21 protein-coding genes, 1 pseudogene and 1 riboswitch are annotated in these 22,359 nt (G+C 52.6%); of the genes and pseudogenes, 7 read left to right on the top strand and 15 right to left on the bottom strand.

Features of this window, described 5'->3' with window-relative positions; all coding sequences use genetic code 11:
- Nucleotides 1-12 precede the first annotated feature (12 nt).
- The 3 genes from OGX75_RS07625 to OGX75_RS07635 are packed head-to-tail and all read left to right on the top strand — an operon-like array spanning nt 13 to nt 3,253.
- Nucleotides 13-1,290, top strand: coding sequence for a nucleoside permease (locus OGX75_RS07625; protein ID WP_286451217.1), 1,278 nt, complete (start codon nt 13-15; stop codon nt 1,288-1,290).
- The gene (locus OGX75_RS07630; protein WP_115181409.1) at nt 1,287-2,291 is read left to right on the top strand and encodes an ADP-ribosylglycohydrolase family protein; all 1,005 of its coding nucleotides are present in this window, start codon (nt 1,287-1,289) and stop codon (nt 2,289-2,291) included. The genes OGX75_RS07625 and OGX75_RS07630 overlap by 4 nt, the downstream gene beginning before the upstream one ends.
- Nucleotides 2,288-3,253 (top strand): PfkB family carbohydrate kinase, encoded by a 966-nt coding sequence (locus OGX75_RS07635; RefSeq protein WP_286451216.1) that lies wholly within the window; start codon nt 2,288-2,290, stop codon nt 3,251-3,253. Before OGX75_RS07630 ends, OGX75_RS07635 begins: the two co-directional genes overlap by 4 nt.
- On the opposite strand, the gene OGX75_RS07640 is transcribed toward OGX75_RS07635, so the two are convergent.
- Genes OGX75_RS07640 through thiM form a run of 3 tightly spaced genes read right to left on the bottom strand, consistent with a single transcriptional unit; the run spans nt 3,227 to nt 5,603 of the window.
- Nucleotides 3,227-3,973 carry a GntR family transcriptional regulator gene (locus OGX75_RS07640; protein WP_058669406.1) on the bottom strand — a complete coding sequence of 249 codons (747 nt, stop codon included), beginning with the start codon at nt 3,971-3,973 and terminating at the stop codon, nt 3,227-3,229. The two genes, OGX75_RS07635 and OGX75_RS07640, sit on opposite strands and share 27 nt — an antisense overlap.
- Before the next feature lie 44 nt (nt 3,974-4,017).
- Nucleotides 4,018-4,818, bottom strand: a complete 801-nt coding sequence (gene thiD, locus OGX75_RS07645) for a bifunctional hydroxymethylpyrimidine kinase/phosphomethylpyrimidine kinase (RefSeq protein ID WP_012131659.1) — start codon at nt 4,816-4,818, stop codon at nt 4,018-4,020.
- Nucleotides 4,815-5,603 (bottom strand): hydroxyethylthiazole kinase, encoded by a 789-nt coding sequence (gene thiM, locus OGX75_RS07650; RefSeq protein WP_286451215.1) that lies wholly within the window; start codon nt 5,601-5,603, stop codon nt 4,815-4,817. Before thiM ends, thiD begins: the two co-directional genes overlap by 4 nt.
- Before the next feature lie 31 nt (nt 5,604-5,634).
- Nucleotides 5,635-5,732, bottom strand: a riboswitch (TPP riboswitch).
- Between the two features lie 281 nt (nt 5,733-6,013).
- On the opposite strand from thiM, the gene rcnB reads away from it, so the two are divergent.
- The gene (gene rcnB / locus OGX75_RS07655) at nt 6,014-6,334 is read left to right on the top strand and encodes a Ni(II)/Co(II) efflux transporter accessory subunit RcnB (protein WP_024130186.1); all 321 of its coding nucleotides are present in this window, start codon (nt 6,014-6,016) and stop codon (nt 6,332-6,334) included.
- A 73-nt stretch (nt 6,335-6,407) separates the two neighbouring features.
- On the opposite strand, the gene OGX75_RS07660 is transcribed toward rcnB, so the two are convergent.
- From OGX75_RS07660 to apbC, 6 genes and pseudogenes are all read right to left on the bottom strand, one after another.
- Nucleotides 6,408-7,388 (bottom strand): fimbrial protein, encoded by a 981-nt coding sequence (locus tag OGX75_RS07660; RefSeq protein ID WP_286451214.1) that lies wholly within the window; start codon nt 7,386-7,388, stop codon nt 6,408-6,410.
- A 12-nt stretch (nt 7,389-7,400) separates the two neighbouring features.
- Nucleotides 7,401-9,886: pseudogene (locus OGX75_RS07665) on the bottom strand (fimbrial biogenesis outer membrane usher protein).
- 14 nt (nt 9,887-9,900) lie between these two features.
- Nucleotides 9,901-10,581 carry a fimbrial assembly chaperone gene (locus OGX75_RS07670; protein ID WP_110494039.1) on the bottom strand — a complete coding sequence of 227 codons (681 nt, stop codon included), beginning with the start codon at nt 10,579-10,581 and terminating at the stop codon, nt 9,901-9,903.
- Nucleotides 10,582-10,645: 64 nt separating this feature from the next.
- Entirely contained in the window at nt 10,646-11,179 is a 534-nt protein-coding gene (yehD, locus tag OGX75_RS07675; RefSeq protein WP_112001920.1) for a fimbrial protein YehD, read from the bottom strand.
- A gap of 278 nt (nt 11,180-11,457) precedes the next feature.
- A complete protein-coding gene (locus OGX75_RS07680) occupies nt 11,458-11,739 on the bottom strand; it encodes a YehE family protein (protein ID WP_112001919.1) in 282 nt (93 codons plus the stop codon).
- 274 nt (nt 11,740-12,013) lie between these two features.
- Nucleotides 12,014-13,123 (bottom strand): iron-sulfur cluster carrier protein ApbC, encoded by a 1,110-nt coding sequence (gene apbC, locus OGX75_RS07685; RefSeq protein ID WP_012131650.1) that lies wholly within the window; start codon nt 13,121-13,123, stop codon nt 12,014-12,016.
- A 165-nt stretch (nt 13,124-13,288) separates the two neighbouring features.
- On the opposite strand from apbC, the gene metG reads away from it, so the two are divergent.
- Nucleotides 13,289-15,322 carry a methionine--tRNA ligase gene (metG, locus tag OGX75_RS07690; RefSeq protein ID WP_286451213.1) on the top strand — a complete coding sequence of 678 codons (2,034 nt, stop codon included), beginning with the start codon at nt 13,289-13,291 and terminating at the stop codon, nt 15,320-15,322.
- A gap of 140 nt (nt 15,323-15,462) precedes the next feature.
- Here the strand turns inward: metG and OGX75_RS07695 are convergent, their stop codons facing one another.
- Genes OGX75_RS07695 through OGX75_RS07705 form a run of 3 tightly spaced genes read right to left on the bottom strand, consistent with a single transcriptional unit; the run spans nt 15,463 to nt 18,381 of the window.
- Nucleotides 15,463-15,933 (bottom strand): YehS family protein, encoded by a 471-nt coding sequence (locus OGX75_RS07695; RefSeq protein WP_012131648.1) that lies wholly within the window; start codon nt 15,931-15,933, stop codon nt 15,463-15,465.
- 46 nt (nt 15,934-15,979) lie between these two features.
- Nucleotides 15,980-16,699, bottom strand: a complete 720-nt coding sequence (btsR, locus tag OGX75_RS07700; protein ID WP_012131647.1) for a two-component system response regulator BtsR — start codon at nt 16,697-16,699, stop codon at nt 15,980-15,982.
- Nucleotides 16,696-18,381, bottom strand: a complete 1,686-nt coding sequence (locus OGX75_RS07705) for a sensor histidine kinase (RefSeq protein ID WP_012131646.1) — start codon at nt 18,379-18,381, stop codon at nt 16,696-16,698. The genes btsR and OGX75_RS07705 overlap by 4 nt, the downstream gene beginning before the upstream one ends.
- Before the next feature lie 222 nt (nt 18,382-18,603).
- Between OGX75_RS07705 and mlrA the strand changes: the two genes are divergently transcribed.
- Together mlrA and OGX75_RS07715 are read left to right on the top strand one after the other, a co-directional pair.
- Nucleotides 18,604-19,335, top strand: a complete 732-nt coding sequence (gene mlrA, locus OGX75_RS07710; RefSeq protein WP_012131645.1) for an HTH-type transcriptional regulator MlrA — start codon at nt 18,604-18,606, stop codon at nt 19,333-19,335.
- A gap of 109 nt (nt 19,336-19,444) precedes the next feature.
- Nucleotides 19,445-19,552, top strand: a complete 108-nt coding sequence (locus OGX75_RS07715) for a protein YohO (RefSeq protein ID WP_047462533.1) — start codon at nt 19,445-19,447, stop codon at nt 19,550-19,552.
- Here the strand turns inward: OGX75_RS07715 and OGX75_RS07720 are convergent.
- From OGX75_RS07720 to OGX75_RS07730, 3 genes are read right to left on the bottom strand one after another with little or no spacing between them, the layout of a single operon-like run.
- Nucleotides 19,533-20,264 (bottom strand): ABC transporter permease, encoded by a 732-nt coding sequence (locus OGX75_RS07720; protein ID WP_114848213.1) that lies wholly within the window; start codon nt 20,262-20,264, stop codon nt 19,533-19,535. The two genes, OGX75_RS07715 and OGX75_RS07720, sit on opposite strands and share 20 nt — an antisense overlap.
- Nucleotides 20,248-21,195: an ABC transporter ATP-binding protein gene (locus OGX75_RS07725; protein ID WP_286451342.1), complete on the bottom strand. Its 948-nt coding sequence runs from the start codon at nt 21,193-21,195 to the stop codon at nt 20,248-20,250. The genes OGX75_RS07720 and OGX75_RS07725 overlap by 17 nt, the downstream gene beginning before the upstream one ends.
- On the bottom strand, nt 21,188-22,345 hold the full coding sequence (locus OGX75_RS07730) for an ABC transporter permease (RefSeq protein WP_110494898.1): 1,158 nt from the start codon (nt 22,343-22,345) through the stop codon (nt 21,188-21,190). Before OGX75_RS07730 ends, OGX75_RS07725 begins: the two co-directional genes overlap by 8 nt.
- Between the last annotated feature and the right edge of the window lie 14 nt (nt 22,346-22,359).

The raw sequence follows: 22,359 nt of genomic DNA on the forward strand, positions 1-22,359 counted from the left end.
AAGGATTTAACGATGAAAACTACAGTGAAACTGTCGTTCATGATGTTCGTGGAGTGGTTTATCTGGGGCGCCTGGTTCGTCCCCCTCTGGCTTTGGCTGAACAAAAGCGGTTTTAGCGCCGGAGAAATCGGCTGGTCTTACGCATGTACCGCGATTGCCGCCATTCTCTCGCCGATTCTCGTCGGCTCACTGACTGACCGCTTTTTCTCCGCACAAAAAGTGCTGGCGGTGCTGATGTTCGCAGGCGCAGTCCTGATGTATTTCGCCGCGCAGCAAACGACATTCGCCGGGTTCTTCCCGCTGCTGCTGGCCTATTCCTTAACCTATATGCCCACTATTGCGCTGACAAACAGCATCGCCTTCGCCAACGTGCCGGACGTCGAGCGCGATTTCCCACGCATTCGCGTGATGGGCACCATTGGCTGGATCGCATCCGGGCTGGCGTGCGGCTTCTTACCGCAAATGCTGGGCTATAACGATATCTCGCCAACCAATATTCCGCTGTTGATCACCGCAGGCAGTTCCGTCCTGCTGGGCGCTTTTGCGTTCTTCCTGCCGGATACGCCGCCAAAAAGCACCGGCAAGCTGGACATTAAAGTTATGCTGGGGCTGGATGCGCTGATCCTGCTGCGCGATAAAAACTTCCTGGTCTTTTTCTTCTGCTCGTTCCTGTTTGCGATGCCGCTGGCGTTCTACTACATCTTCGCGAATGGCTATCTGACGGAAGTCGGCATGAAAAACGCCACCGGCTGGATGACGCTGGGCCAGTTCTCCGAAATCTTCTTTATGCTGGCGTTACCCTTCTTCACGAAGCGCTTTGGCATTAAAAAGGTCTTACTGCTTGGTCTTATCACTGCGGCAATCCGCTACGGCTTTTTTGTTTACGGCGGCGCGGAAGAATATTTCACCTATGTCCTGCTGTTTCTTGGCATTTTGCTGCACGGCGTTAGTTACGACTTCTACTATGTTACGGCCTATATCTATGTCGATAAAAAAGCGCCTGTGCATATGCGTACTGCCGCTCAGGGGTTGATCACCCTCTGCTGTCAGGGGTTTGGCAGCCTGCTGGGCTACCGTCTCGGCGGCGTGATGATGGAAAAAATGTTTGCCTATAAAGAGCCGGTAAACGGCCTCACCTTCAACTGGGCGGGCATGTGGACATTCGGGGCGGTGATGATCGCCGTGATTGCCGTGTTGTTTATGATTTTCTTTCGCGAATCCGACAAAGAGATCACTGCGATTAAAGTGGACGATCGCGATATTGCGCTGACACAAGGGGAAGTTAAATGAAAGCTGAACGTATTCTCGGTGCCCTTTATGGGCAGGCGTTAGGGGATGCGATGGGAATGCCGTCGGAGCTATGGCCCAGAACGCGCGTAAAAGCGCATTTTGGCTGGATTGATCGCTTTCTGCCCGGCCCTGCGGAAAATAACGCGGCCTGCTATTTTAACCGCGCTGAATTTACTGACGATACGTCGATGGCGCTGTGTCTGGCGGATGCGCTGCTGGAGCGCGACGGGCAGATCGACCCGGACCTGATTGGCCGTAACATTCTGGACTGGGCGCTGCGCTTTGACGCCTTTAATAAGAACGTTCTTGGCCCGACGTCGAAAATTGCGCTAAACGCCATTCGTGACGGCAAGCCCGTTGCTGAACTGGAAAACAACGGCGTGACCAACGGGGCGGCCATGCGCGTTTCCCCACTGGGGTGCTTGCTTCCGCCACGCGATCTGGATGCGTTTATTGATGATGTGGCCCTGGCCTCCAGCCCGACGCATAAGTCAGACCTGGCTGTTGCTGGTGCGGTCGTTGTGGCATGGGCTATCTCACGCGCGATTGAAGGTGATTGCTGGTCTGATATTGTCGATTCGCTACCGGCTATCGCCCACTATGCGCAGCAAAAACGCATCACGACCTTTAGCGCCTCGCTCTCGGCTCGCCTGGAGATCGCACTGAAGATCGTCCGTGACGCGAACGGTATTGAATCCGCCAGTGAGCAGCTTTACCAGGTGGTTGGCGCGGGCACCAGCACCATTGAATCGGTGCCCTGCGCCATCGCAATGGTCGAGCTGGCCAACACCGACCCTAACCGCTGCGCCATTCTGTGCGCCAATCTCGGCGGCGACACCGACACCATTGGGGCGATGGCAACGGCGATTTGTGGCGCGCTGCACGGCGTGGAGGCCATCGAGCCTGCGCTGAAAGATGAGCTGGACGCGGTAAACCAACTGGACTTCATGCGCTATGCCACCGCGCTGACGCGCTATCGCCAGCAGCGGGAGGCGGTATGAACACAACGCGCCTGCGGGCGTTGCTGCCCGATTTAGCCCGCCGCCAGCCGGTGACGGTCGTGGGCGCGGCGGTCATTGATGTGATTGCCGATGCTTACGCGCTGCCCTGGCGTGGCTGCGATATTGAGCTTAAACAGCAAGGCGTCAACGTCGGCGGCTGCGCGCTCAATATCGCCGTCGCCTTAAAGCGTCTGGGGATTGAGGCCAGTAATGCCCTGCCCCTCGGTCAGGGCGTATGGTCAGACATTATTCGTCATCGCATGGCGAAAGAGGGGTTACACAGCCTGATCGACAACGCAGAGGGAGACAACGGCTGGTGTCTGGCGCTGGTAGAACCGGATGGCGAACGCACGTTTATGTCGTTCAGCGGCGTTGAGAACCAATGGAATGCCGACTGGCTGGCGCAGCTGACAATTCCGCCCGACAGTTGGATCTACTTTTCCGGTTATCAACTCGCCTCGCCATGCGGCGAACTGCTGGTGAGCTGGCTGGAAGGGTTAGAGAGCGTGACGCCGTTTATCGACTTCGGACCGCGAATCGGCGACATTCCCGACCCGCTAATGGCGCGGATTATGGCCTGCCATCCGCTGGTATCGCTGAACCGTCAGGAGGCAGACATTGCTGCCGAACGGTTTGGCTTTAGTCATGAACCTAACGCGTTTGGCGCCGCCTGGCTTGCGGCGTTTGCCTCACCGGTTATTGTCCGCCACGATAAAGACGGAGCATGGTATTTCAGCCAGCAATCATCCGGCTGCGTGCCGGCATTTGCCACAACGGTCGTCGATACCATTGGCGCGGGAGACAGCCACGCGGGAGGCATGCTGGCCGGGCTGGCATCCGGCTGGGCGCTTGCAGACGCGGTGCTGCTGGGGAACGCGGTCGCCTCCTGGGTGGTAGGCCATCGTGGCGGCGATTGCGCGCCAACGCGCGAGGCGCTACTCCTCGCACACAAAAACGTATAGATCGCTGCGACAGTAGCTGATGCTGTATTCAATGGGCCGCTGTTGCTGGTCAAGCGCCACCTGCTTGATCACCAGCACCGGCACTTTGCTGTCCATCTGAATATGTGACTGAAATTCCGCATCCGGCATGCGCGCGCTGACGCGAGAGCGTGTACGTTGCGGAAAGATATGCTGGCTGCGGAAATAGTCATACAGCGAGATCCCGATGGCGTCCGCATCATGAATCAGGTGCGCAGGCACCCAGGACTCCTCAATGGACACCGCATCCTCATCCACATAACGAATACGTTTGAGCAAGAACACATCGCTGCCTGCGGCGATCGCCAGCTGCTGCGCCACCTCATCCGGGCATTTCACTACCCGCTTGTTGACCCACAGGGTATCCGGCTTTTTACCGCGCAATACCACCTGCTGCGAAAAGCCACGCGCCTCTTTCAGGGAATATTCGAAGATGTTGTTAATCTGCGTTCCGTAGCCACGGGCGCGAGTCACGACGCCTTCTTCTTCCAGCGCCTGCATTGCCTTGCGCACCGTAATACGCGAAACGCCGGTCAACTGGCTGAGATCGCGCTCGCCGGGCAAAATGTTGCCATGCTCAAGAATCCCGCTGCGAACGGCATTTTTGACCGTCTCGGCAAACTTCCTGTACAGCGGCGTGTTATCCACCGCTGCCATTCGTTCATTCAGTTGCGCGATAAGCCGGGTATGCGCTTGTTCCATTTATCTTTTTCCAGGCCGACAAGTCTGGGATCAGTATACTACCATTACCACCACGCGTGGAAATGATGTACCGGGCCAATCCCCTCGCCTACCTCCAGCGTATCCGCCTGGGCTAACGCCGCCGAAAGCCATGTTTTTGCTTCCTGTACCGTATCGGCCCAGTTGCTATGGCACGGGCGCAGCGCCGCCAACGCCGCCGACAGCGTACACCCGGTGCCGTGGGTATTTTTGGTCATCACCCGTGGGGCGGTAAAACGCTGCTCCCCTTCACGGGTAAAGAGCCAGTCCGGGCTTTGCGCATCATCCAGATGACCACCTTTCATCAGCACGGCGCCACAGCCCAGCGCCAGTAGCGCACGCCCTTGTTCCAGCATTTCCTGTTCCGTGCGGGCGTGCGGCGCATCCAGCAATGCCGCGGCCTCCGGCAGATTCGGCGTGATAATCGACACCTGCGGCAATAACCGGCTGCGCAACGTCTCCACCGCCGACGGAGAAAGCAGCGGATCGCCGCTTTTCGCCAGCATCACCGTATCCAGCACCACGTTTTGCACCTGGTGACGCTGCAAACGTTCTGCAACAGCTTCAACAATATCCGTTTCCGCCAGCATGCCGATTTTGGTGGTGTCGATACGCACATCGCTGAAGACAGAATCCAGTTGCGCTGCGACAAAATCTGGCTCAATGCGGTACACCGACTGCACGCCGCGGGTATTTTGCGCCACCAACGCCGTAATGACGGAGCAACCATACGCGCCCAGCGCCGAAAAGGTCTTCAAATCGGCCTGAATCCCGGCGCCGCCGCTTGGGTCAGTGCCTGCAATGGTTAACGCGTTAATCCGTTTCATACCTTCTCCTCCGCATTAAGGTGATACAGCGCATCAAGAAAAGCCGGAATAAAGCTCCCGGGCCCCTGACTGCGTTCGGCAGCGATCTGCCCGGCCTGTTTCATCCAGCTACAGGCTGACGCCACATTGTCCAGCGTATTTCCCGGCAGCGCGCAACTGGCCGCCACAATCGCAGATAAGGCGCATCCCGTCCCGACAACGCGCGTCATCAGCACATCGCCGCCGGTAACGCTGACGGTACGCTGCCCGTCGGTGACATAATCCACCTCCCCCGTTACCGCAACGACGGCCCCCGTCTGACGCGCCAGCGCCTGAGCGGCCGGTAACGCCGATACCGCCGTATCGGTGGTATCCACTCCACGCCCGCCCGCCGCTAATCCAGACAGGGCGAGGATCTCCGAGGCATTGCCGCGTATTGCCCTGGGATTAAGAGACAGCAGTTCCAGACAGAAACGGCGGCGATAATCGAGCGCGCCAACCGCCACGGGATCAAGCGTCCAGGGGGTTTTCGCTATATGGGCCTGCTCTGTCGCAGCGCGCATGGCCTCCGCGCGCGACCGGGTCAGCGTGCCGACGTTAATCAGTAACGCACTGGCGATAGCAGCAAACTGGCGCGCCTCTTCGGGCTCAATCACCATCGCCGGTGAGGCGCCTGATGCCAGTAATGTATTGGCGGTAAAGTTCTGTACGACGTCGTTCGTCATACAGTGGGTCAGCGGAGAAAGGATACGAAATTGTTGTAAGGTATGAGCCGCAAGCGTGCGGCTGTGCAGGTCAGGCTGCATGGTTCAGCTCCTGCCCGCGTGAAGAAGGGACACGAGCAGTGTCAGACTTCCCTACGCTGGCATTATCCAGATCAGGTAATACGGGTATGTCTCAGCCCTTCGTGAAAAGGGGCACCCCGAGTCGTTGAAACCGAAGCATTTATTATGCATGTTTCGCCAACAGGATACTGGGTGCGTCAGGGGATGTAAATCAGCGAAATGCCGATATCGCTGGCTCCAGCGCAGGTCAGATAGTTCCCAAAACCGTCATTCGTGATGCGAACTGCCTACGGCATGTGTTGCTTGCGCGCGCTTTCGTTTACACTTTTTACGAAATTATTGGCGTGATAACAAAATAGTTCTTGTCAGACTTGCTGCACAGTGAGAATGATACACGACTGATTTTTATGACCCGAATACGTGGAGAGTTTATGGGTATGAAGAATAAATTTTTAATGGGCGCACTGCTGCTGGCAACCAGCGCAGTCTGGGCAGCACCCGCCGCAACGGGGATTGATCAGTACGAATTGAGCAGCTTTGTTGCCGACTTTACCCATTTCAAACCTGGCGATACCGTTCCTGAGCTGTACCGCACCGACGAGTACAATATTAAGCAATGGAAGCAACGCAATCTGCCAGCGCCCGACGCAGGAACCCACTGGACCTATATGGGCGGCGCTTATGTACTGATTAACGACACCGACGGCAAGATTATTAAAGCCTACGATGGCGAGATTTTTTATCATCGGTAAATGCTTTACTGTAAAAACAACAGACAAAACACGTCCTTTCATTCAGAAAAGGACGCGTTTTCAGAGAAATGACTTAATCATATGAAACAGCAAATATTACTTTGCTTTGCAAATTTCCAGGACGTAATGGTTCGTTGCTGACTCTGACATATTTTGCGGTAATCGGGATAGTATACTTATCCTCAATACTGGTCATTTTTACCATTGTTCTTAATATATCACCCTGCATTAAAGGCGTAGTACCTGAGCCACTGTATATCTGAAACCCCACACCTTTTGCACCCTCCGTCAGCGTATTTTTAAGTATCGTGCCGTTTTCATTCCAGTCACCATGAGAAACGTTGAAACTCACTGGATTAGTCGTAACATTATATACGCTATCACAGTTTAAAATCAGATTCGTGGTTCCTGTTTTCGTATTATTTCCGGTTATTATCTCATTTAATGTTGTTTCTGGCATCGCAATAACATATTGATTCTGTGAAAAATGGCAGGTCGTAGGTTTATGTTTTACTGTAAAAATAATGTTTTGTGAATAAGAAACATTACTGTTTAGCCTTCCCGTTATCCAACAAATAAGCCATGAGAAAAGATTATTATTACAGGTATTATCAGTAAGAATGCTGATAGCCGGACGGTTTAAGTTAATGCTATTACCTGAAACGGTTAAATCCGCAGTTCCAGACTTTATATAGTTCGCTTCAAGCGTAAACGACTTCGTATTGGTCACATTATCTGTTGTAGTCTCCTGGTTACCAATCGTAACGGGAAAGCCATTTCCAGTCAGCTTTAATTGCATAAAAATGGATTTCTGCGACCCCGTCCCTTTAAACTCAACGATATAATTTTGTAAAGGCGTCGCATAATACATCTTGTCGCTTGACGCATTACAGGTAAACGTATCATGTAAATTAGTTTTGACAGGAATCACCGCAGCACCTGATGTCATATCTATTTCAATAGATTGTTGTGCGGTTGTGTTATTCCCTAGTGAACATTTAGCCTGTGATAAGACAGGGAATAACAGTAATAATATTAACCAATACTTATTCATAGCAAGTCCTTTTCATCGACAAATATAGGTCTTGTTCTCATCAATTACGCCATCAAAAGTAATAATGCAAAACAATCCTTGCTGTTTGTTTGTCGCGACTTTCAAAGAGGCAGGAACATTATCTGTACGGATAAAGAGGCGACTTCCTTGCCCAACTAAGCCAACATTTTTCCCGGAATGATCTTCTACTTCATAACCGAAGGTTAATGGAGAACCATCTGGACGTCGCGCCAGAAAATACCAGGGCTTGCGCCTGTCGGTTTCAAACTCAGCTAACACAACCGCACCACGATAAGGCACAATCCCCTTACGATTACCGCGTAGTTCGACATCACTGTAGGTATGGGAAAGATCCAACGTTAAAAAGTTTTCACGATATGGCGTCAGACTGTCATATATGGCATACCCATTCTTGTCCGTGGTCAGATAACGGTGACCTTGCACTGCTGCCCCTTCTAACCCAGGCGCTTTAATAATGGCAAGTGTATCTGAGAGGCGGTTGGTTAAATGTATACCATCAGACCAGGCGACAATTCCCCCCTGGATATTCCCACCAGCCTGCCGGTATTTATTAGACTGGCTATAGCTGGCACCTACCGTCGCAACCGGCGCTCGCCACGTCAGGTTTCCACCTGCGCTTGTTTCATTATTTTGCCGCTGATGCGCAATATTCGCGCCATAGCTAAATTGATCTCGACCACCCGCAATGCCGCTTAGGCTGGTATTATTCGACTGATAGCCTTCGTTATCAAACGTCGTTGAGTTTGAAACAAAGAGATCGCGTTTCGTTGCCGTGACGCCATCGCCCCAGGAGAATGGGATGGAAATATAAATATTAAGACGCTTATCCTCCCGATTATCCTCATCATAACTCTGACTCGCAGACAAGGTATAACTAATACGCCGCCAGTCATTAGAATAACTCAACTGATAATCCTTTCCGCTGCCATTACGTCCCCAATAATCACGCCATAATCCACTCAGGGCCAGGTTCCCCCATCCCTCTGGTAACCCCTGGTTTATATTGACAGAAAAACTATTCTTACGACCAAAATCATTTTGGTAATAATCAGTGATGTCATACACATCACTGTTATCCCGATGATAGCTGTTTTTATTATTCGCCCAGACATGATCATTAAATGAACGGTAATCACGTGAAGAATAACGATAGGCTGCTAACGCAAACTGCGTACCTGTTTGTGAAACATATTTATTCCACGCTATCTGATAACTTTGACCATTAAAAACATCACCATTATCCTGTTTACTATGAGACTGAGTGGCATCCACAGAAACAGCACCAATATGTGTATTCCACCCTGTGCCTAATGTAAAGGCCTGGTAATGGTCAGACAGCATAGTGCCACCATATAATGTCAGTAGATTATTTAATCCATACTGATAATTGGCTTGCAAAAAATCCGTCTGCTTTGTCGCGCCTTCTATATGGCTACGCCCTGCCGCAATATCGTATTTTGATACGCCAGACTGTAGCATATTAGGTACAGATGAATAAGGCACAAGATAATGGGAAACTGAACCATCAGCTTCTTTTACACTGACATCCAAATCGGCACCACCTCCAGCAAGCTGTAGATCGGCAATCGCAAATGGGCCAGGCGGAACCTCTTTTTGATAGACAATAAAGCCATTCTGTTCAATGGTTACTAAAGCATGACTTTGTGCAATACCACGAACAATGGGTGTAAAGTTTTGTTTCGAATTGGGCAGCATTTGCATATCACGCCAGATACGTATCCCGGTGAAACGTACAGAGTCAAACAGATCGGTTCCGGTATACATATCCCCGGCACGTAGCGTTCCTAATATTTCAGGGATGCCACGTTCCATATACAATGTATTATTTTTCCATTCTCCGCTGTCATCATTACTTTTCGTGAAGTTTGCATTCGAATGTAACTGCCAGCCAAACAGATTTAGCCCACTGTTCAGACTTACGTAGCTGCTTTCATCATTACCACCACTTTTATAATTACTGTAATACTGACTGGCATAATAAGACATGTATAGAGCATTAATGCCCCGATCCCAGGTTTCAGGTAACATATAACCCGGCTCGTATTCATTCACGTAGGCATGAGGCACCGTCAAATTTAGAGCAAACTGACTGATATCATAGCTAATATCCCCCCCTGAACTGCGGCTCGTAGCGATACACAATCAACTTTCTTATCCACTTGAAGACCATCGGACTTAATACCAATCTGATGCAACTGAGCTATAGACAAGCAAGTATCATCAGGATCATCCTGGATATTTAATTCGTAACGGCCACGCCACTGATTGTTAAGATAAACATCCATATCATAAAGGCCCGGCATCGGTTTATCTCCGTCGATCTGATAACGGGAAACCTTTTCACCTTTTAATCCGCCAAACATAAAGTGTGTGTCAAATGTTTCGGTTTCTCCCCATACCGGGGATATCACCAGCACAGAAAGGATCGCTAACGTAATGGAGTTTATCTTTAACATAACCAATCCTTGGGCTATCTATCCGTTTTTACTTTCTCACTCAAATAATTACCATGATCATCAATAAGTGTGACAGTATAATGATTAACGCCAACAGAAGTGCTTACTAATTTATCTGACCAAGGTGCAAGCACATAAGTTTCTTTATTAATTTTGGTTTTTCCAACAATTTCAGGGATGGTAATCCAGTTTGCTGAATTATTTTTGATGTTTATGCCGTTGTATGATTTACTAATCCGCAGACGAGAAAAGCTATTTTTATCTACAGAAGAAATTCCTTGTGGACGGTAGATAAACTTCACACGGTTTTGCATCGCAAATTTGATTACATTTTTCCCTTCCGTTTCTGCTGAATTTGGCGGGATATCCAACACATTGAGAAAGAACAGACTTTCACGATCACCCGGCAATCTATTCTCAAGTAATTTAATCTTCAGTTGTTGGCCAGAACCCGCAATCACTCGGGCGACTGGCGGTGACAGAACAAATGGCACCTGAATTTTTTCAGGTGGCAAACTGGTATCGCCATCATCAATCCATGACTGCACCAACGCGCTACGCGTACCTTCATTCATTAACTGTACAGTAATTTCTTTTTTCTGGGCTGGATAAATAATCCGTGTGCCGTAAATATAAATACCTGCCCACGCAGGCATTACAGCACCAGCCAATAATAATACCATTATCTTTCTCATGGTTAACTCACCTTATTATCAGAGAAATCGGCGGCGACAAAACGCCGCCGACTAAAAGGGTGTGTTAATCAGTTACTACCGTCAGCGTCAAAGAGGAGCTCACCTCACCCGCAGTTACATTATTTTGTCCAGCCAGATTAGCATAACGCGCTGAGAAGCTAAGCTCATATTTCCCATCATCACTTTTATCCAGGGAAATACCATTATCTGCATTAACCTTATTCCCGTCATAATAGACAGAGAAACCAGCGCCATTGTTTGATGCAGTATTCCGTGTAACAGAGGTATGTGAACTATCAAACTGTGAACGGGAGAAGGTAATACGAGGTGCATTATCACCCGTACACTCAACTTTCAACGGCGTGATAGTGGAGTTAGAATATCCATCATAAACGCCGCCAGCATTCAGTATATTTAAACGGTCCACCCCCACCTGGTTCATATCAATCTTTGCAGTTGCATCACCAACAAATTTACATGTTGTGCCAACAACTTTACCCGTAATAATCAGTTCGCCATAATCTGCATCCGCCGCAAAAACCCCGGCACTCATAAAAATAGCAGACAATACGGAGGCAGCAATAATTGAACGTTTCATAGTATCTTCCTTAATAAATGAATTTCTATTTGTTAAGAGGGATTAACTCTTGAAACTAAATTCTCACACACAAAACGTTATCGCAATGTAAACGTGTTGTTTTGTTGATTTAAAACAATTTACAGAATGCAATATAATTACAACAAATAAGTTGTACTAATTATCATTTTTAGAATTTATTAATAATCGTGATTTATCATTAAATACATTCAAAATATAAATAAAAAAGCCCACATCATTCATGAAAATAATGTGGGCTTTCTCGTATTCACGTTATTTTAGTCGTAGCGGTTTAAGACTATCTGGCGAGCAGAGCCTCCAGGCAGAGTGATAACTTCCGTTACAACGCCTCTGACCGGCATTGAGGCCGTTTCTCCTGCGTTTGTCAGATAGGTGTTATTACCGCAACGCTGTTGCAACTGAGTATCCACAACGTCAGCGTGACAGGTGGGGGTCGTGACGCTTCCGCTAATCGTGAGCGTCGCGGTATCAGAAGCAAAAACAGGAGAACTCATTCCATAAGCCAGAACTATAATTCCCATCAGCAAAGGATTCTTCATGTTTAGCGTTAATCCTGTCGTAAAAGAGAGCACAGCACAGTTTATCTTCATGGGAAATTATGCTCGCTGGTTCATTGTAAGACCAATCGAGATAATAAATTAATAAGATAGCTATGATCAATTCAAATGATGTATTTGGCGATTTTTTAAGAAAAGCGCCCAAATAATGAAGGGAAAATAAATAATAGCGTGATGATTATTTCATTAATATATTCACCGCATCAATATATTTCTGATGCGGTGAATAGCAGTCATCCTGACGGTTCAGGCGAAATTAAACCGCGCGGAAAGCTATTTCTCCGGGAATAACCTCACCCTGCCAGTACAGTTGCGCCGCAACGCGCCCTGCCAGCTCGCGGTATATCGCGGTAAACTCACTGTCGGGACGGCTGATTACCGTCGGCGTTCCGCGATCGAGATCTTCACGCAGGCTGATATGCAACGGCATCTGCCCCAGCAGTTGAGTACGGTACTGCTCGGCCAGTTTCTGTGCGCCGCCGGTGCCAAAAATTGGCTCATGGTGACCGCAGTTGCTACAGATATGCATACTCATGTTTTCAACAATCCCGAGCACCGGTACTTCGACCTTCTCGAACATCACAATGCCTTTTTTGGCGTCAATAAGCGCGATGTCCTGCGGCGTGGTAACGACAACCGCGCCTGTCACCGGAATGTTCTGCGCCAACGTCAATTGAATGTCACCTGTTCCCGGCGGCATATCCAGTACCAGGTAATCCAGATCCGGCCACAACGTTTCCTGCAACATCTGCATCAGCGCTTTGCTGGCCATCGGGCCGCGCCATACCATCGCATTGTCATCCGTCACCAGATAGCCGATGGAGTTGGTTGCCAGACCGTGAGACATAATCGGCGCCATATGGGTGCCGTCCGGCGAAGTTGGGCGCTGATTCTCAGCCCCCAGCATGGTCGGGATAGACGGGCCGTAGATATCGGCATCCAGAATACCGACTTTCGCCCCTTCCGCCGCCAGCGCTAACGCCAGGTTAACAGCGGTAGACGATTTTCCCACGCCGCCTTTACCGGAACTGACGGCGATAATGTTCTTCACGCCGTTAATGCCAGGCTGATTTTTAACGCGCTTCAGCGTCGCGATGTTATGCGACAGCTTCCAGTCAATGGCTTTCGCGCCCGTAATCCGCAGTAAATCGGCGCTGCATTGCTCTTTTAACACCTCAAACGCGCTGTGCCAGACAAACGGCATGACCAGCTCAACGTGCAGCGTGTCATCCAGCCAGGCGACATGGTGCAACGCTTTCAATGTCGTCAGGTTATGCTTCAGGGTTGGGTGCTGAAAATTCGCCAGCGTCCCGGCAACCATCGCGCGCAGGGTCTCTGGTGATTTAGCCTGGGATTGTGCGTTCATCCCGACTCCTTTTTATCGTTATGAAAAGTACAATTGTAACTTTCTAGTTTACTCCTGCGGTAATAATTATTCATTTATGGTTTGATCCCCTTATTTCTTGGCGTAGTTATTACCTTTCAGGTAACATCAGAACCCCCTTTTACTAGAGAAGAAGTAATACCTACTATGACTCAAGTCGCGAAGAAAATTCTGGTAACGTGCGCGCTGCCGTACGCCAACGGCTCCATCCACCTCGGCCATATGCTGGAGCACATCCAGGCTGATGTCTGGGTCCGTTACCAGCGAATGCGCGGCCACCAGGTCAACTTCATCTGCGCGGACGACGCACACGGCACCCCTATCATGCTGAAAGCACAGCAGTTGGGGATTACGCCAGAGCAGATGATTGGTGAAATGAGTCAGGAGCATCAGACTGATTTCGCAGGCTTTAACATCAGCTATGACAACTACCACTCAACGCACAGCGAAGAGAACCGCGAGCTGTCCGAGCTGATTTACACCCGCCTGAAAGAGAACGGTTTCATTAAGAACCGCACCATCTCTCAGCTCTACGATCCAGAAAAAGGCATGTTCCTGCCGGATCGTTTTGTAAAAGGCACCTGCCCGAAATGTAAGTCTCCAGATCAGTACGGCGATAACTGCGAAGTGTGCGGCGCGACCTATAGCCCGACCGAGCTTATCGAGCCGAAATCCGTGGTTTCCGGCGCTACGCCGGTGATGCGCGACTCTGAGCACTTCTTCTTTGACCTGCCATCTTTCAGCGAAATGTTGCAGGCGTGGACCCGCAGCGGCGCGTTGCAGGAGCAGGTAGCGAACAAAATGCAGGAGTGGTTTGAATCCGGCCTGCAACAGTGGGATATCTCCCGTGACGCGCCATACTTCGGTTTTGAAATCCCGAATGCGCCGGGCAAATTTTTCTACGTCTGGCTGGATGCGCCGATCGGCTACATGGGTTCATTCAAGAATCTGTGCAACAAGCGCGACGATCTGACCAGCTTTGACGACTACTGGAAGAAAGATTCTGACGCCGAGCTGTACCATTTCATCGGTAAGGATATCGTTTACTTCCACAGCCTGTTCTGGCCGGCCATGCTGGAAGGCAGCGGTTTCCGCAAACCGACCAACCTGTTCGTTCACGGCTATGTAACGGTGAACGGCGCGAAGATGTCTAAATCGCGCGGCACCTTTATTAAGGCCAGCACCTGGCTGAACCATTTTGACGCCGACAGCCTGCGCTATTACTACACGGCGAAGCTCTCTTCCCGCATCGATGACATCGACCTGAATCTGGAAGACTTCGTGCAGCGCGTCAACGCGGATATCGTCAACAAAGTCGTCAACCTGGCTTCCCGTAACGCGGGCTTTATCAACAAGCGTTTCGATGGCGTACTGGCTGCTGAACTGGCCGATCCCGCGCTGTACAAAACCTTCACCGACGCAGCAGCGGTCATCGGCGAAGCGTGGGAAAGCCGCGAATTCGGTAAAGCGATCCGTGAAATTATGGCGCTGGCGGACATGGCTAACCGCTATGTTGATGAACAGGCGCCGTGGGTTGTCGCGAAACAGGAAGGCCGCGATGCCGACCTGCAGGCGATCTGCTCGATGGGCATCAACCTGTTCCGCGTGCTGATGACGTACCTGAAGCCGGTTCTGCCAACGCTGAGCGAACGTGTGGAAGCGTTCCTGAACACCGAGCTGAACTGGGATGCAATCGCGCAACCGCTGCTGGGCCACAAGGTTAACGCCTTCAAAGCGCTGTATAACCGCATCGACATGAAACAGGTTGATGCGCTGGTTGAAGCCTCGAAAGAAGAGGTGAAAGCGGCGGCGGCGCCAGTTACCGGCCCGCTGGCAGACGACCCGATTCAGGAAACCATTACCTTTGACGATTTCGCTAAGGTCGATCTGCGCGTGGCGCTGATTGAAAACGCTGAGTTCGTTGAGGGTTCTGACAAACTGCTGCGTCTGACGCTGGATCTGGGCGGCGAAAAGCGCAACGTCTTCTCCGGCATCCGTTCCGCGTACCCTGACCCGCAGGCGCTGATTGGTCGCCATACGGTGATGGTCGCCAACCTGGCCCCGCGTAAAATGCGCTTCGGCATCTCTGAAGGGATGGTGATGGCCGCCGGTCCTGGCGGGAAAGATATCTTCCTGTTAAGCCCGGATGACGGTGCGAAGCCAGGCCAGCAGGTGAAATAAACAAAAAGCCGGAGACATTCTCCGGCTTTTTTATTCCAGAACGCCAGCGAATCACGCCGTAGGTCTGGTAAGCGAAGCGCCATCAGGCGCAAATGCCGGATGACGGTGCAAACACCTTATCCGGCCTACCGCTTATCTTATTACGCTTTCTTCTCGTGCTGACGCGCCGCCAGCCCGCGCAGGAAATAGCGCAAGAACTGATCGCCGCACTCGCGGAAGTTTTTATGCTCCGGGGCGCGCATCATCGCCGTGATTTCCGGCATCGAGACGCGGAATTTTTGCTCCGTCAGAATCGCAAGAATATCGTCGGTTTTCAGCGAGAACGCGATACGCAGCTTTTTCAGCACAATATTATTGTTAACGCGGCGCTCCGGCTCCAGCGCTGGCGCGGACTCATCTTTACCACGCTTTTCGTAAATCAGCCCATTCAGGAAAGCAGAGAGGATGATATCCGGGCAACGTTGAAAGCCCTCTTCCTCTTCTTTACGCAACCAGACAGCAATCTGTTCCGCAGTGGCTTCGGCATTACCCAGCGCCAGAATGCGCACCAGATCGTTATTGTTTGCTTTCAGGATGTAGCGCACGCTACGCAGAATATCGTTACTCAGCATGGGGCCTTCGGGTGTTAATGAGGCAAAAAATCATTTTAGCAGTCTTTTACAGCCCAATCGCCTCTTTTAAACTTTTCAGGTAGCGACGGCTGACAGGAACCGTTAAGCCGTTGCGCAAAATCAGCTCGGCCTGACCATTATCCTCCAGACGAATTTCCTGCAACTGCGCCATATTCACCAGATACTGACGATGGCAGCGCAATAACGGCGTGCGGCTCTCCAGCGTTCGCAGCGTCAATTCGGTAAACCCTTCCTTCCCCTCGCTGCTGGTTACGTACACGCCGCTCATCCGGCTGCTGACAAACGCCACGTCATCCATTTGCAACAGATAAATACGGCTGTGCCCGGTGCAGGGAATGAATTTCAACGCTTGTTGATTTTCCGGCAGCACCGAAACGTCCTGCATGTTTCGTTCCTGTCGCAGACGCGCCAACGTTTTCTCCAGCCGCTTCTCTTCAATGGGCTTAAGCAGATAGTCAAAAGCGTGCTCTTCAAACGCTTTAATGGCGTATTCGTCAAAAGCGGTCAGAAAAACAATGTACGGTCGATGTTCTGGATCGAGCATCCCGACCATTTCCAGCCCGCTGATGCGCGGCATCTGGATATCAAGAAACAGCACGTCCGGGTGCAGCTTATGCACCGCGCCAATCGCCTCTACCGCATTCGAGCACTCACCCACAATCTCAATATCACTTTGTTCCTGTAACAGAATCCGCAGATTTTCCCGCGCTAACGGCTCATCATCCACAATCAGCACTTTAATCATGCGTTTTCCTCCAGGGGAAGTCGTAAGGTTATCCGGGTAAAGAGATCGGGTTCGCAGGCCACGTTGATGCCGTAATCATCGCCAAAGCGTTCGCGCAGCCGTTTATCCACCAGGTTCATCCCCAGGCCGCTGGCATTGGTCGTGGGCTGGTACAATCCGGCGTTATCCTCAATGTCCAGCATCAGGTGCTGCCCGTCCTGTCTGGCCGTAATGGAGACTTCACCGGTGCCGAGCAGTTGCGACGTGCCGTGCTTAATGGCGTTTTCCACAATCGGTTGCAGAGTGAACGCGGGCAGTTGCTGGTGCGAAAGTTCCTCCGGCACGTTTAAATTCACCTGCAACCGCGCCTGGAAGCGCGCCTTCTCAATTTGCAAATAGGCATTCACATGCTCAATTTCATCGGCAAGGGTCACAATCTCCGAGGGGCGCTTTAAGTTCTTGCGAAAGAAGGTCGAGAGATACTGCACCAGTTGGCTGGCCTGTTCGCTGTCGCGGCGTACCACCGCTTTAATGGTGTTAAGCGCGTTAAACAGGAAATGAGGATTCACCTGCGCATGCAAAAGTTTAATTTCCGACTGTGTGAGCAGCGCTTTCTGGCGTTCATACTGCCCGGCCAGAATCTGCGCCGACAGCAGTTGCGCAATCCCCTCGCCCAGCGTTCGGTTGATGGAGCTAAAGAGCCGGTTTTTGGCTTCATACAGTTTGATGGTGCCCATCACGCGTTGGTTTTCGCCGCGCAGCGGAATCACCAGCGTTGAGCCTAATTTGCACTGCGGATGCAACGAGCAGCGGTAAGGCACTTCGTTACCATCGGCATACACCACCTCACCGGTCTCAATCGCTTTCAGCGTGTAGCTTGATGAAATAGGTTTCCCCGGCAGGTGGTGATCGTCGCCAATGCCGGTAAATGCCAGCAGTTTATCGCGATCGGTGATCGCTACTGCGCCGATGTCCAGTTCCTGATACAACACCTGGGCCACCTTCATGCTGTTCACTTCGTTAAAGCCCTGACGAAGGATACCCTCCGTGGAGGCCGCCACTTTCAGCGCGGTGGCGGAAAACGCCGAGGTGTATTTTTCAAACATCGCGCGTTTGTCGAGCAAAATGCGCATAAACAGCGCCGCCCCGACGGTGTTAGTCACCATCATGGGCGCGGCAATACTGCTTACCAGATGCAACGCATCTTCAAAAGGTCGGGCGATCAACAAAATGATCAGCATTTGCACCAGTTCAGCGACGAAGGTAATCGCCCCGGCCGTTAACGGGCTGAAGACTTTATCGGTGCGCCCACGACGGATCAGCACGCTATGCACCAGGCCGCCTAACAACCCTTCGACAATGGTGGAGATCATACAGCTCAGCGCCGTCATCCCGCCCATCGAATAACGGTGTAAACCGCCGGTGAGTCCGACCAGGCCGCCGACCACAGGCCCACCCAGCAAGCCGCCCATCACGGCGCCAATCGCACGGGTATTGGCAATGGAATCTTCGATGTGCAACCCAAACCAGGTGCCCATAATGCAGAAAATAGAGAAGACGATATAACAGAGAAATTTATGCGGCAGGCGAACGGTAACCTGCATTAACGGGATGAATAAACGTGTTTTACTCATTAACCACGCAATGACCAGAAACACGCACATCTGCTGAAGCAGCAGCAACACCAGATTAAACTCGTACATACCCGCAAACCACACATCTCTTAAAAACGCGTAACATACATTGGCTGCGCTTATCTTTCTTTGAACTGTTGCAAAAAAACATGAATTCGTGAGAACGATCACTCAAAAGCGCACGTCAGGCCACAATCTCACCCGCGCACTGATTAAAGAACAGACAAAACTACCTGGTTCGTAAAAGAGCGTCTAAAGTAAAACTGGGACCTCGCGAGCAAGGGTGAAACGATGGCGCTTTACACAATAGGTGAAGTGGCTTTGCTTTGTGATATCAACCCTGTCACGTTACGCGCGTGGCAGAGGCGTTACGGATTATTAAAGCCCCAGCGAACAGACGGGGGGCACCGCCTGTTTAATGACGCCGATATCGACAGGATTCGGGAGATTAAACGCTGGATTGATAACGGCGTGCAGGTCAGTAAGGTCAAAGTGCTGCTCAGCAACGATAACATCGATGTGCAAAACGGCTGGCGCGAACAGCAGGAGACGCTGCTGCACTATTTGCAAAGCAACAATCTGCATAGCCTCAGGCTATGGATTAAAGAACGTGGGCAGGATTACCCCGCCCAGACGCTCACCACGCACCTGTTTACTCCTCTGCGACGACGCTTACAGTGCCAGCAACCCACTCTCCAGGCGCTGCTCGGCATCCTTGACGGCATCTTGATCAATTACATTGCGATTTGTCTTGCCTCCGCGCGCAAAAAACAGGGGAAAGACGCGCTGGTGGTCGGCTGGAATATTCACGATACCACCCGGCTGTGGCTGGAGGGCTGGGTCGCCAGCCAGCAAGGATGGCGCGTCGATGTGCTGGCTCACTCGCTGAACCAGCTTCGCCCGGAGCTGTTTGACGGCAGGACGCTGCTTATCTGGTGCGGCGAGACGCAGACGCCCGCGCAGCAGCAGCAACTCAACGCCTGGCGCGCGCAGGGGCACGATATTTACCCGCTGGGCCTGTAGCCTTACCGGATGACAGCATCAATGCGTGATCAGACATTCTGCGCATTTAATGATTCATTAACAAACGTGCTTTACGGTACAATCCTTTTGTTAACATAAGGAGTGCACAATGCGCGCAGCTAAAATCGGTGTGATTACCCTCTTCCTGCTGATGGCTATCGGCGGTATCGGCGGCGTGATGCTCGCTGGCTATACGTTTATTTTACGTGCCGGTTAAGGCGCAGCACCAGACGCTCGAACAGGCGATCGACAATGATCGCCGCCAGCGCGACCAGTAAAGCCCCCTGAATCACATAGGCGGTGTTAAAGCCGCTCAGCCCGATGATAATTGGCGTGCCGAGCGTGCTGGCGCCCACCGTCGAGGCGATCGTCGCAGTCCCAATATTGATGATCACCGAGGTGCGAATCCCCGCCAGAATCACCGGCGCGGCCAGCGGCAGTTCGACTTTCCACAGCTGCTGTCCCCGGCTCATTCCCATCCCGCACGCCACGCTCATGACGCTGGCGGGAATCGCCCCCAGCCCGGCGAGCGTGGCCTGCAATATCGGCAAAACCCCGTAGAGGATCAGCGCGATAATGGCTGGCTCCTGACCAAACCCCATCACCGGAACGGCTATCGCCAGCACCGCGACCGGCGGAAAGGTCTGCCCGACGGCGGCGATGGTTTCCACCAGCGGGCGAAACTCTGCCCCCCATGAGCGAGTGACTGCAATCCCCGCCCCGACGCCAACCGCCACAGCAATCAGGCTTGATACGCCCACCAGCCAGAAATGGGCCAGCGCCAGCGCCATAAAGCTTTCTTGCTGATAAACCGGTCGTGGCAGCTGCGGAAACAGTGCGCCAAACACCGCCTGACTGTACGGCAGCCCCGCAAGCAGCGCCAGAAAAGCGACAATAAGCCAGAGCAGCGGATCAGACAGTCGTTTCACCGGGCAGCACCTCCGAAAGCAGATCGCGAAAATGGAGCGTCCCGCAGGGAGTGCCCTGCTGATCCACCACCGGCAATACGTCGCACCCTCGCGCCACAAAGACAGACAGCGCATCGCGCAGCGTCATCTCTTCCGCCAGCGCGTCACCGCCCACTTGCTCATGGCGACGCACATAATCCCCCACGCTGCGCAGCGACAGCAGCCGTACGCCCAGTTCGCTGCGCCCAAAAAACGCCTGCACAAAATCATTCGCCGGCGCGGTCAGCATTTCCAGCGGCGTGCCCTGCTGTACCACTTCGCCGCCATCCATCAGCACCAGATGCTCCGCCAGACGTAGCGCCTCGTCGATATCGTGCGTCACCAGCACGATGGTGCGGCCAAGCAGCCGGTGAATACGGGTCATCTCCTGCTGAAGCGCCCCGCGCGTTACCGGGTCCAGCGCGCCAAACGGCTCATCCATCAGCAATACCTGCGGATCGGCAGCCAGCGCGCGAGCCACCCCAACGCGCTGCTGTTGCCCGCCAGAGAGCTGGTGCGGATAACGGTGACGCAAATTCACGTCCAGCCCCAGCAGCGTCATCAGTTCTTCTGTGCGGTCATCAATACGCGAGCGCGACCACTTTTGCAGTTGCGGTACGGTGGCAATGTTTTGCGCCACCGTCCAGTGCGGGAAAAGGCCGATCGACTGGATGGCGTACCCCATGCGACGACGCAGTTCCAGCACCGGCAAGCTGCGGATCTCTTCCCCGGCAAAACGGATCACCCCGCTGTCATGCTCCACCAGGCGGTTAATCATCTTCAGCGTGGTGGATTTTCCCGACCCCGATGTGCCAATCAGCACCGAAAAGCTGCCTTCGCGAAAATGCAGATTGAGGTCGTTGACGGCCTTCTGCGCACCGAAGGTTTTGCTGACATGGCTAAATTCAATCATCATTCGTTACCTTCAGGAGTGCGATCCATAAATCAAACAGCGCGTCGATCAGCACGGCCAGCGCAATGACCGGGATCACCCCCAGCAGAACCAGATCAACGGCGCTGCTGAGCAGTCCCTGAAAGACCAGGGCGCCAAACCCTCCCGCCCCAATCAGGGCGGCGATGACCGCCATCCCCACCGTTTGCACCATGACCACGCGCAGGCTGCGTAAAAAAACCGGCAACGCCAGCGGCAGTTGTACATGGATAAAGCGTTGAGAAGCGCTCATCCCCATCGCCCGCGCGCTTTCCAGCACGTCTCGCGGCACCTGGTTAAGCCCGGCAACCACGCCGCGCACCAGCGGCAGTAACGCATAGAGCACCAGCGCAATCAGGGCGGGCGTTAACCCGGTTCCCGCCACGCCAAGCGTTCCCAGCCAGGGCCAGGCCTTCACCAGCCCGGCAAGCGGGGCAATCAGCAGGCCAAACAGCGCAACGGAAGGGATGGTCTGGATAACATTCAGAACGGCAAAGACCGGCCCCTGCCGCGCCGTTGCAAACGAGCACCAGATGCCCAGCGGTACGCCAATCAGCAACGCAGGCAACACGGTTCCCGCCAGCAGCGTCAGGTGCTGAACCAGCGCATTATCAAAAATATCCTGCCGGTTAGCGTACTCTTTGAGTAAAGAGAGATCGTTGAATGCGCCGGTGAGCAGCAGCGCCAGCGGTAAGAGCGCAATTTGCGCATGCAGAAGCCAGCGCCAGAGCGGTTGGGTGGTGATACGGCGAATGGCATCGCTACAGGCCAGCAGGGTGAGCCCAAGACCCAGCCACAGGCCGCTCCCCAGGCTTGTGCGCGCCAGCGGGCTGCCGGCCTGCGCCAGATGCGTTGCCGCTTTCCCCACGCTCCAGAGCATGGCGATCACCAGCGCCTGCGCCAGCACAAGCGTCAGCACGCTGCCCTTTTTCCCAGGGACAAAGCACAACACCAGCAATGCGCACCCGGCGCCCGCCAGCAGAGAAACCGAACCCGGCCAGATATCCCAGATCTGACGCCCCGCCCCTGACACCAGGCGATTGGGGGCGTAGTTAACGAAAGGCAGCGCGGCGGCAACCCCCGTCAGGATCACCAACAGCAGCAACACACGGTTAAGACTGACTTTTGACACCTTACTGACCTGAT

This window comes from Citrobacter sp. CK199 (assembly GCF_030333285.1).
GTDB lineage: Bacteria > Pseudomonadota > Gammaproteobacteria > Enterobacterales > Enterobacteriaceae > Citrobacter_B > Citrobacter_B koseri.